Raw genomic sequence first — 10,829 nt, forward strand, 5'->3', positions numbered from 1 at the left:
ATCTCCAGCGACTGAAGCGGATTGCCCGCTCTCGCAACTGGCGCAAGCCAGGCTGCCGTCGGCCCCCAGAGTTGTCCCTCGGACTGGGCACGACGGGCTGCACCAGGAGATCCCCTGGCGAACTGTTACCGCGCGGCACAGGCCGAACGGACTCTGCGCACCTGGGCCAACCGCGTCGCTCTGCCCGAGGACGAGACCGACCGTCTCCGCGATCAGCTGAACGAGGTCTTCGACGACGTGCAGGAGACGATCGTCAAGGTCGGTGAGGGCGAGTGGCAGAACATCACCCACGACACGAGCACCGACCCCGTCATCGCGGAACTGGAGCCTGCACTCGACGGCCGGGCCGGCGCTCCACTGAGTCCGCAGGACCACGACAAGGCGATCGCGGAGGGCATGCGCCGCGTCGAGAAGCGGCTGCCTCCGGGCTACATGGACAAGACCAAGGAAGGTGTGGGAGCCGCCGCCGACTATCTCGTGTGGGAGCAGATCCTCCGGGAGGCCGGCCGCCGCCAGTGCGACGTGCTGTTCGTGACGGCGGACGTGCGGGCTGAAACGCTGCGGGAGCACGCGAAGCGCATCGCATCCTACGAGCACGTCGAACCTGCGCAACGGCAGTGGGCCGAACGCTGGCTCGCCCACAGTCAGGCACGATGACGCAAGTGAAGCCCTCCTGAAGCTTTCAGGAGGGATTCACTTTTTTCACCGGCCCGTGCGGAAGCGGTCAGGCGGGCTGCCAGAGTTCGATGCGGTTGCCCTCCGGGTCGGTGACCCAGCCGAAGCGGCCGACGCCGTTCATTTCCTGGGTCTCCTCGGCCACGTCGGCGCCTGCGGCGCGGAGCTGCGTGAGCATCGCGTCCAGGTCGCGGACGCGGAAGTTGAGCATCGTCTGCTGGGTGGGGGACCCGAAGTAGTCGGTGCCGGCCTCGAACGCCGCGAACACCGTCGGCCCCCGCCCCCTGCCGCCACAGACCGTTCTCGTCGGCGTCCAGGCCGAGGCAGTCGCGGTACCACGCGCTCAGGGCCGCCGGGTCCGACGCCCGCAGGAAATACCCACCGATTCCCAGTACTCGTTCCATGGCGCCATCCTGCCAGCGCGGTCTGCCGATATCCGTTCGCCCCGGGCGGCCGCCCAGCCTACGCTCGGCCCCATGAACAGGCCACTCGTCGCCATCCTCAGCGGAGCGGGTATCTCCACCGACATGGGGATTTCGTCAAAGCATCCTGCGCCTTGCACGAGCACCAGGAACTACGGGGCGGCTGGAGCCGATGTTCGTGCCTGGGGGTCGTGGGCGAGTCCAAGTCTTGGAAGAGCCTTCAGCACGCATAGGTGCCGGTGGCCACATCACAACTGACGAACCGGGACGCACTGTGCGGCGGCCCGTACGCGCTGCCTGCGCCCGCGACACGTCTCTCCCCCGTTACACCCGCCTGAGTTGAGCGGTCTGTCACACCGGTCCGCAACCGGAGTGGCGAGGTTTCGGTACGCCCCTCCCCAGCGGCATGATCGATTGACTGTTCGAGGCATCGGGCTGGAGGGGGAACAGGTTGTCATTCGAGGAGGAGTGGGCCCAATTGAAGGCCGACGCTTTGGCGCGTCGGCAGGCGGCATGCAGATCGACCAGCTGCCGGCAGACGGAGGCGCGGGGTCAGGCGCCCCAGCCTCCGGGTCCCTGGTGGCCAAGGCCGAGTCGATCAATGGCAACGCGAATCTGCTGATCGAAATCGCGGGCTTCCTTCACGAGGGACGGCCTGACGCCGAACTGACCACCATGGCCCGTGAACCCCGGACGCCTGAGGACGTGGCCAAACAGGTGGCACGGTTCGCTGGATTCGCCGATGACCAGTACCTGGACGCAGTCCCTCTGTTCACGGCGCTATCCACCCGCCTAAGGACGACCGGCAGCGACTTCGTGAAGATCGACGACGACACAGCTCAGCGCTTCCTCGACGACGTCCTTCGCTACGGCCAGTACGTCGCCCCGGAGGCACGATGAGCAGCGGCATCAGCCACCGCAAGGACGTCGAGTTCCTGGAAAGCTGCAACCCACCCCTCGTCGAGCGGAACGCGGACGAGTTCAAGCGCCTGCACGACATGCTCGTGGCGGTCGACCCCTCCGCCGAGCGGGCCGAGAAGCACACGCAGTGGAAAAGTGAGGGCAGTCAGCACTACGAGGCCAGACTCGCCGAGGGGCGCAAACTCATCGCGCAACTGGCCGAGGGCTACGACAAGGCCGCCAGCGCCCTGCGCAGCTACGCATTCGCGCTGGAGGTCGCCAAGGCCCACTACTCCAACGGCAAGGCGAACGAGCAGGCCCTCGCAACACTGATCCACACCAAGGGCACGGCGATCACCCGCGAAGCCCAGGAAGCGGAGCCGATGCGCCAGTGGGAGGACATGCGGGCCACCACCGGTGTCATGGACTTCTTCGCCGAACTCACCATGGACGTCGACGACATCCGCGACGATGCGAACCGGCTGCACGACGCCGCCGGCGGGGACTTCCACTTGGCGAAGACCACTGAGCACGAGGCGCGGGAGATCTGCGTCCACGAACTCAAGCAGGCCTACGACCTGCTGCCGGACTTTCGCATGGGTTTCATCCAACGCGTCGACATCGTCTCCGCGATCTCGGAGCTGCGGCGGGAAGCGGCCGAGGCGAGCACGAACCCGTTGACGCGGTTGCCCGGCAGCGGCCCCAAGCAGGACTACTACCCCATCGCCGGGAACGAGATCGTCTCTCCGACACTGCGCGACATCCGCCTGCAGGTCGCCAGCCTCCCCGGAGCGAAGGACAGTTACCGGAGCCCGCCCTCCAACGCCGAGGAGCGAGCTGAGTGGATCGCCGCGAACAAAGAGATCATCAAGGCGGCGGCACGGAACTCGGGGCTGCCGCCGGACATGGTCGCCGGCATCGCCTGGCAGGAGATCGGTGGGCAGCCTGGCATCCTCGACGACATCACCGACACCATCCGCGAACAGGCGGACTCCCCGTTGAGCCCGATCGCCCCCGAGAGCCTGCCTTGGCGTCTCGGCGGCGACCCCGACAACACATCCATGGGGCCCATAGCCATCCAAGTGCGACGCGGCGCCGAGGTCCTCGGCTACGACCCCGACAACCTCACCGACCAACAGCGCGGCATAGTGGAGGAGGCCCTCCAAGACCCCGGGCAGAACATCTTCATCGCCTCGGAGTACCTGGCCCAGCTCAAGGCAGAGAGCGAGTTCGCCGACGTACCGCCGGAGGAGATGACAGCGGCCCAGTACCAGGAGCTCGCCGCGCACTACAACGTTGGCCCGTACTGGCAGACCGATGACGCTCAGGCCTACGGGCGTGGCTTCACAACAACCTGGACGAGGCAAGGATCGCACTGCGCTGATGACCCGCCCTTCCCACCCGGACAACGACCGCGGCGGCCTTCGCCTGGTCCTCGCCGTACCACTGACCCTGCTCACCCTCATCGCCGCGTACTTCTGCTGGACCGCCCTGACCATCCGCCCGTCAGGCTCCTGGGACGACGACGCATACGCCGGCATCGTCCTGTCCTGCGTCCTAACCATCGGGGCTGCCGGTGCGGCGACGGGTTTGTGGCTGCTGCCGTCGGTGCGGCGGGTCATGGGGTGGGGGTGGGTGGTTCCTGCCGTGGTGCTCGCGGTTGTGGCGGGCGTGCGATGGGGCTTGGGCGGCTAGGGACCACTACCGCCCCATTCAGCGCGTCACGTGATGGCCATCGCCTCCCACGAACGCTCCGCTGCCGGAACGACGACGTGTTACGTCTGCCAATGCCTTGCGACTCCGGCATTCCCGACTACCGCGGCCCCAACGGGCTGTGGCGGCGGGACCCGGAGGCCGAGAAGCTCGTGACGTACGAGTACTACATGGGCGACCCGGAGATCCGGCGCAGGTCATGGCAGCTGCGGCGGAAGAACCGGACCCTGAAGGCCGAGCCCAACGCCGCGCACCTCGCCGTCGCGGAGCTCGAGAAGTCCGGGATCCCGGTGCGGGTCATCACGCAGAACGTGGACGGGCTGCACCATCTCGCCGGCATACCCGCCCGCAAGGTGCTGGAGCTGCACGGCACCGCGCGCAGTGTCGTGTGCACGCGGTGTCACGCCCGCGGGCCCATGGAGGAGGCGCTCGCCCGGGTCGAGGCCGGCGAGGAGGACCCGGCGTGCCTGGGGTGCGGCGGGATCCTGAAGTCCGCGACCGTGATGTTCGGTGAGCGGCTGGACCCGCAGGTGCTGGGGCAGGCCGTGGCGATCGCCAAGGCCTGCCAGGTGTTCATCGCCGTGGGCAGCAGCCTCCAGGTGCAGCCCGCCGCCGGCCTCGTCGGTGTCGCCGCCGACCACGGGGCCCGGCTCGTCATCGTCAACGCCGACCCGACCCCCTACGACGACCGCGCCGACGAGGTCGTCCGGGAGCCGATCGGGACGGCGCTGCCCGCGCTGCTGCGCACGCTGGACGCGTCGAAGGGCTAGGCCCGGTTCAGAACAGCGCCGTCGCCCGTTCGAAGTCCAGGAGTCGTCGCTTGCGGTCCAGGCCGCCGCCGTAGCCGGTGAGGCTGCCGTCGGAGCCGACGACGCGGTGGCAGGGGACGATGATGCCGATCGGGTTGCGACCGTTCGCCAGGCCGACAGCGCGGGAGGCGTTCGGGTTGCCGATACGGCGTCGGTCTGGTCGGCCGGGACGGCGGGGCGGCGTCCGCCCTTGCTGCCCTTTGTCTCAGCGGCGCGCAGTCCGTCGTAGGTCAGTTCGCGCTGGAGGTCGCCGGCGGCGGCGAGGGTCTGCACCATGAACTTCACGGTGGACAGCAACTCTCCGGTGCGCGGGTGGCGTGCGGTGAGGCCCATCCCGGAGAACGCGCCGTCGTGGATGCGCAGCGCCACCTGGTCGCGGTGGAGGACGTCGAGCACGTGGAGGATGTGGCTGGTACTGCGGACGAGGCGGAACATCTCGGAGATGTGCACGGTGTCGCCCGGCCGTACGCAGGTGAGCAGTTCGCGGAACTTCGGGCGCTGGAGAGGGCGTTAGGCGGCTGGAGGTCCCAGGGTCCTCCTCAAAGACGACCGGGTCCTCGATGCCGGCCTCGTATTGGACGCGTCGGCCGTCTGTCGTCAAAGATCGTTGGCGGCAGGCAGAACGCGGCCGTGGCCGTTGAGCGGCGGACGGCCCACCGCTCTCACCATTCATCTGCGAGAGCGTGTCGGGGCTTGGTGGTCTGCGCGGTAGAGGTCGATGGCGAGGGCTACGGCAGCGCGGGTGGCGGGGTGGGGGTCCTGTCGGCGCCAGATGAGGTGGACAGGGACGGGCTCCGCGTCGCGCAGGGGGCGGTAGGTGATGCCGGAGGGGCGGTACTGGGCTGCGGTGGCCTGGGGAGTGACGCCGACGCAGCGGCCGGAGGCGATGGCGGCGAGCCAGTCGTCGATGTCGTGGACGTACTCGGCGGCGGGCCGTTCGGTCTCGGGCCACAAGTTCAAGGTGGTGGTGCCGGTGCGGCGGTCGAGGGCAAGCGTGCGGGTGGCGACTTCGGCCAGGCGGATGCTGCGGCGGCGGGCCCAGGGATCGTCGGAGGCGAGGGCCAGGTAACGGTCCTCGTGGCCGACAAAGGCATGTGACCAGGGCGTGAGGTCGAGGGCGCTGCGGATGACCGCGAGGTCGCACAGTCCTTCGGCGAGTCCGCCGGTGGAGGAGTTGTGGCGGACGAGCCGGAGCTCTATGTCGGGGTGGTCGTGCTGCCAGCGACGCTGGAACTCGGTGGTGTGACGCCCGAAGGCCGACCAGGCGTGACCGATGTGCAGGCGGCGGTGGCCGGAGGCTGCTTCGGTGACGAGTTCGTCCGCGCCGGCGAGCAGCAGACGGGCTCGGGCGAGGACCTGCACGCCCGCCTTGGTGGGCTCGACCGTGCGGCTGGTGCGGTGTAGCAGCCGCACCCCCAAGGTCTTCTCCAGGGCCAGCAGGGTGCGGGAGACCGCGGCCTGGGAGATGCCCAGTTCCAGGGCCGCGTCCGTGAAGCTGCCGGTGTCGACGATGGCGACCAGGCAGCGCAGGTGCTTCAGTTCCAGCCCTGCGCCGTTTCCTCCGCGTGCATCCATACGTTCAGCGTATCGTTGGTAGATTGGATGCATTTTGCGTATCGCATGATGGGGCGCACGGTGAACAGATGCAGACCTCACAGGACCTCGCCGTCGACGCGGAGGAGCTGGGCCGGGGCGGGCACGGATCACTGACCGGCTCACTCTCGGTACGGCGCGGCTTCGCCTTCCTCGCCTTCGCCGGAATCGCCTGGGGAACCACCGGCGCGGCCGTGGAGGTCATCTACCGGATCAGCGGCCTGGGGCCCATGGCCATCTCGTTCTGGCGCTTCCTGGCCGGGGCTGTACTGCTGCTCCCCGCCTGGGCGCTGCGACCGTCCCGCAAGGCGCCACGCGCGCCGCAGCCTGCCGGGCGGCGGGTGCTGCTGGTCTGCACCGGAGTCGGGCTGGCCGTCTTCCAGACCGCCTACTTCGCCGCCGTGCGGGACACCGGGCTGGCGGTGGGCACCATCGTCACGCTCGGCGCCGCACCCGTGTTCACGGCCGCCGGCGGGCGCCTGTTCCTGGGCGAGCGCATCCGCCGCGCCGGAGCGCTGGCCGGCGCCGGCGCGCTGGCCGGACTGACCGTGCTCGTGCTGGCCAACCAGCCCGGCGTCGTGCACCCCGCGGGCGTGGCGATGGCGCTGCTGTCCGCCGTCGGCTATGCCGTCACCAACCTGCTGGGCCGGTGGACCGGGCGGCACGGCACCGGCGTGGACGCCTTTCCCCTCACCCTGTGGTCCTTCCTCATCGGCGCCGTCGTGATGCTGCCGCTGGCCCTCCATGAGGGTCTTCTCCCGCAGGGCGGGAACCTCACCGAGGCGGCGCTGCTGATGCTGTACATCGCCGCCGTCACCACGGCGCTCGCCTACCCGCTGTACTTCGCCGGCGTTGCCGTACTCAGGGCCGCCACCGCGTCGGTGATGATGCTCCTCGAACCGGTCAGCGCCGCCGTCCTGGCCGTGCTGTTCCTTGACGAACAGCTCACCGCGGCCACCGTCGCGGGCACGGTGATCCTGCTCGGGGCCATCGCCGCCCTCGCCCTCGCCGAGTCCCGACTACAGGCCAAGCACAAAATGCCGTGAGGTGACGCAAGGCCCCTGGGGTGTCAGTCCTCGCCGTCGTCGTCTTCGTCGAGCCCCGGTGCGTCCGGGTCACGCAGCGGCCGCAGGGCGCCGGCGGTCGGGACGCTGGCGGTGAAGCTGTAGCGGCCGAGCAGGTTCAGGTTGCGGTGCTTGAGCGGGGACAGTCGGGTGACGTCCTCGTCGCGGATCTCGTGGCCCTCGGCGCGGAGCTGGGCGACGGCGGCGTCGATGTAGCGGGTGGTCCAGAGCACGATGGCGTTGAGGGCCAAGCCGAGTGCACCGAGCTGGTCCTCCATGCCGTCGCGGTACGCCTGGTGGATGATGCCGCGCTTGCCGTGGCACACGTCTCGGCAGGTGAGACCGGGAGTGTTCACCGTGCTTGTGGTGCCGGCCGGCTGAAGGCGCCGGGGCGGCGTCCGGCCAGGCGGCCGCTCATGAGCATGGTCATCGACCACAGCACCATGGCCTCGTGCATGTCGGGCAGCGTCTCGTAGTCGCGCACCAGGCGGCGCGAGCGCATCAGCCAGCTCAGCGTTCTTTCCACCACCCACCTGCGCGACAGCGCCACGAAGCCCGTGGTGTCGTCGGTGCGTCTGACGTTCTCCAGGGCGAGGTGGAGGTTTTCGGCAGCCCAGTCGACCATCCGCCCGGCATAGCCGCCGTCCGCCCACACCAGGCGGATGGAGAAGTACAGCCCGCGCAGCCGCTGCAGCAGTGGGACGGCGGCGTCGCGGTCCTGCACGCTTGCCGCGGTCACCGCGACGGCCAGCACCAGGCCGAGGCAGTCCACCACCAGGTGCCGCTTACGCCCTCCCACCTTCTTTCGCCGTCCCAGCCGGAGGTCGAGCACGGGATGTTCGCCGCTGCCCGCACCGACTGCGAGTCCACGATCGCGGCCGTCGGGTCCACCGCGCGGCCCTCCTTGGCCCGCACGCGGTCACGCAGCCGGTCGTGGAGCTCGGCGAGCAGACCCGTCACCTGCCAACGGCGGGCGAATGCATGCACACGCCGGTACGGCGGGAAGTCCGCGGGCAGGTTGGCCCACTTGACACCGTTGTCGGCCACATAGCGGACCGCGTCCAACATCACGCGGTGGCAGTAGCCCTCCGGCCGCCCACCCCGCCCCTGAAACCATGCCGGAATGGGCAGCAACGGCCGGATGACCTGCCACTCCGCCTCCGTCATGTCGGAGGCGTAGCACCGCACGCGCTGCTCCGGCCCGTCCGCCGCATTGCCGAACCTGTGCGCGAGGCAGTCACACGACAGGGACGGCGCGTTGGACTCCACGCACGCAAGCGCGAAAGACTGCGGCAACAGGGCCTCCTGGTGATCGGTTTGGTTCGCACCCCCGACCTACCAAGTGGCCCTGCTGTCATGCGCCGGCTCTCGCGCGATCACCCGAACAAGAACCCTGTTCGACCAGGCCAGCCCACGTGATCGATAAGCGAATGATTTCTCAGCGACGAGCGGCTCCTGGTGCTCCTTCTCAACAAGCAGCACACCCGGTTCAACGAGCGGATCAAAAGCCGCAAGGCGGCTGTCAACGAGCAGCTGAAGGCGGCCCGTGCCGCGGAGCAGCAGGCAAGCCGGGCGCAGACCTGGAAGAACGTGGACAGGCTGGACCTCGAGAACGAGGAGTTCGTCCCCAACGTTCCCTCGCCGCATCGCGTTGCCTCCGCCCGCCGTGAACACGCCCGGTCCCGCCGTACCAGCCTCGCTGTCCGGCGCCGCTGCCGTGGCTCCCCCACTTGCCCCAAACGAAGGAGCCGAGCAGGACACTGGACGTAGGGCGCCGGATGCCGCGCGCGACATGAGGAGCGATCATGCAGGATCGTCTGTTCCGTGACCGCAGGGACGCCGGTCAGGTCCTGGCCGGACTCCTTGACCACCACCGAGGCGCCCCGGGGCTGATCGTCCTCGGACTTCCGCGCGGCGGAGTGCCGGTGGCCTACGAGGTCGCCAGGGGGCTCGGCGCGCCGCTCGATGTATTCCTCGTCCGCAAGCTGGGCGTGCCCGGCCAGGAAGAGGTGGCGATGGGGGCGATCGCCGAGGGCGGTGTGCTGGTCCTCAACGATGACGTCCTCCGGGGCCTGGGCATCCTGCCGGAGACCATGCGCGCCGTCGCCGAACGGGAGGGCCGGGAGCTGCTCCGCCGCGAGCAGAACTACCGCGAGGGCCGGCCCGCGCCCGAACTGGCGGGCCGCACGGTGATCCTGGTGGACGACGGCCTGGCGACCGGCGCGAGTACGCGGGCCGCCCTTCATGCGCTGCGCCGCCACCGGCCGGGCCGCGTGGTGGTCGCGGTCCCGGCGGCGCCGGAGGCAACCTGCCAGGAGCTGTCCGACATCGTCGACGAGGTGGTGTGTGCCACCACCCCGGCGCCGTTCTTCGCCGTCGGCGCCTCGTACTGGGACTTCGCCCAGACCACCGACGAGGAGGTGCGGAACCTGCTGCGCGCCGCGTCGCGCGGTGCTGCCGCGACGGGCGGGCGGCCGCGCGGCGACGTGGCGGCGGCCCGCGCCGAGGCGGTGCCGACCGAGGATGGGGCACCACTGGACGAACTGTTGTTTGATCTCGTCGGTGACGCCCGCTATGTGCTGATCGGCGAAGCGTCGCACGGTACCCACGAGTTCTACGAGGCTCGCGCCCGCATGACCCGCCGGCTGATCGAGGAGAAGGCTTTCTGTGCGGTGGCCGCCGAGGCGGACTGGCCCGACGCGTACCGCGTCAACCGGTACGTGCGCGGCGGGAGCGACGACGCGACGGCCGAGGAGGCCCTGCGCGGCTTCCAGCGCTTCCCGGCCTGGATGTGGCGGAACACCGCGGTGCTGGACTTCGTCGGCTGGCTGCGGCAGCACAACGAGCGGTACGAGGGCGACGAGCCGTCCATGGCCGGCTTCTACGGACTCGACCTCTACAGCCTGTACCGGTCCGTGGAGGAAGTCATCACGTACCTCGAAGGCGTCGATCCGCAGGCAGCCGCCCGTGCCCGGGAGCGCTACTCCTGCTTCGATCACTTTCAGGGCGGTGAGGACGACGCGCAGTCCTGGGGCTTCGAGGCTGCCTTCGGCGCGGGCGAGACGTGCGAGCAGGAGGTGATCGAACAGCTGGTCGACCTGCAGCGGCACGCCAGCGAGTACGCCGGCCCCGCTGGGCCGCTCGCCGAGGACGAACTGTTCCACGCCGAGCGCAACGCGCGGCTGGTGGCGGACGCGTCGGAGTATTACCGCACGATGTTCGGCGGCCAGGTCTCCTCCTGGAACCTGCGCGACCGGCACATGGCCGAGACCCTGGACGCGCTGGTCGAGCACTTGAGCCGGCGGCGCGGCAGCCCGGCGAAGGTCGTGGTGTGGGCGCACAACTCCCACATCGGTGACGCGCTGGCGACCGAGGCCACGTCCCGGGGCGAGTTCAACATCGGACGGCTGGTGCGCGAGGCCCACCCGCACGACTGCCGGCTGTTCGGCTTCACCACCTACGTCGGCACGGTCACGGCCGCGGACGACTGGGGCGGCCCGGCAGATCGCAAGCGGGTACGGCCGGCGCTCGCTGACAGTGTCGAGGAGTTGTTCCACGAGGTCGGGAGCCGGATCAGTCCGTCGCCGACCCTCGGCGAGGCGTCCATGTCGACCTGCTGGTCGGGGAAGGGGAAGGAGCCGGCTGCGATCATC

7 protein-coding genes and 5 pseudogenes are annotated in these 10,829 nt (G+C 69.6%); 5 read left to right on the top strand and 7 right to left on the bottom strand.

The genetic code is table 11. From position 1 onward, the window contains the following. Positions 1–21: 21 nt before the first annotated feature. Positions 22–657: a PIN-like domain-containing protein gene (locus AB0924_RS32565; protein WP_366913385.1), complete on the top strand. Its 636-nt coding sequence runs from the start codon at positions 22–24 to the stop codon at positions 655–657. A 67-nt stretch (positions 658–724) separates the two neighbouring features. Here the strand turns inward: AB0924_RS32565 and AB0924_RS32570 are convergent. Further along, positions 725–1,079: pseudogene (locus AB0924_RS32570) on the bottom strand (VOC family protein). Positions 1,080–1,610: 531 nt separating this feature from the next. Here AB0924_RS32570 and AB0924_RS32575 point away from each other — a divergent pair. Together AB0924_RS32575 and AB0924_RS32580 are read left to right on the top strand one after the other, a co-directional pair. After that, the gene (locus AB0924_RS32575) at positions 1,611–1,997 is read left to right on the top strand and encodes a hypothetical protein (RefSeq protein ID WP_366913386.1); all 387 of its coding nucleotides are present in this window, start codon (positions 1,611–1,613) and stop codon (positions 1,995–1,997) included. Positions 1,998–3,784: 1,787 nt separating this feature from the next. Continuing rightward, positions 3,785–4,480 carry a Sir2 family NAD-dependent protein deacetylase gene (locus AB0924_RS32580; protein WP_366913395.1) on the top strand — a complete coding sequence of 232 codons (696 nt, stop codon included), beginning with the start codon at positions 3,785–3,787 and terminating at the stop codon, positions 4,478–4,480. A 7-nt stretch (positions 4,481–4,487) separates the two neighbouring features. Here AB0924_RS32580 and AB0924_RS32585 read toward each other — a convergent pair. From AB0924_RS32585 to AB0924_RS32595, 3 genes and pseudogenes are all read right to left on the bottom strand, one after another. Further along, positions 4,488–4,664, bottom strand: a pseudogene (locus AB0924_RS32585) (MGMT family protein); the annotation flags it as partial. 107 nt (positions 4,665–4,771) lie between these two features. Further along, positions 4,772–4,969: pseudogene (locus AB0924_RS32590) on the bottom strand (hypothetical protein); the annotation flags it as partial. Positions 4,970–5,188: 219 nt separating this feature from the next. Then, positions 5,189–6,094 carry a LysR family transcriptional regulator gene (locus AB0924_RS32595; protein WP_366913387.1) on the bottom strand — a complete coding sequence of 302 codons (906 nt, stop codon included), beginning with the start codon at positions 6,092–6,094 and terminating at the stop codon, positions 5,189–5,191. A 68-nt stretch (positions 6,095–6,162) separates the two neighbouring features. On the opposite strand from AB0924_RS32595, the gene AB0924_RS32600 reads away from it, so the two are divergent. Further along, entirely contained in the window at positions 6,163–7,158 is a 996-nt protein-coding gene (locus AB0924_RS32600; protein WP_366913388.1) for an EamA family transporter, read from the top strand. A 23-nt stretch (positions 7,159–7,181) separates the two neighbouring features. Here the strand turns inward: AB0924_RS32600 and AB0924_RS32605 are convergent. From AB0924_RS32605 to AB0924_RS32615, 3 genes and pseudogenes are all read right to left on the bottom strand, one after another. Continuing rightward, positions 7,182–7,508, bottom strand: a pseudogene (locus tag AB0924_RS32605) (Tn3 family transposase); the annotation flags it as partial. Positions 7,509–7,528: 20 nt separating this feature from the next. Further along, on the bottom strand, positions 7,529–7,951 hold the full coding sequence (locus tag AB0924_RS32610; protein WP_366913389.1) for a transposase: 423 nt from the start codon (positions 7,949–7,951) through the stop codon (positions 7,529–7,531). After that, positions 7,912–8,343, bottom strand: a complete 432-nt coding sequence (locus AB0924_RS32615; RefSeq protein ID WP_366913390.1) for a transposase — start codon at positions 8,341–8,343, stop codon at positions 7,912–7,914. Before AB0924_RS32615 ends, AB0924_RS32610 begins: the two co-directional genes overlap by 40 nt. A 638-nt stretch (positions 8,344–8,981) precedes the next feature. Here AB0924_RS32615 and AB0924_RS32620 point away from each other — a divergent pair. Beyond that, positions 8,982–10,688: pseudogene (locus tag AB0924_RS32620) on the top strand (erythromycin esterase family protein); the annotation flags it as partial. Positions 10,689–10,829: the final 141 nt, after the last annotated feature.

Source organism: Streptomyces sp. NPDC047869, from assembly GCF_040704065.1.
Lineage (GTDB): Bacteria > Actinomycetota > Actinomycetes > Streptomycetales > Streptomycetaceae > Streptomyces.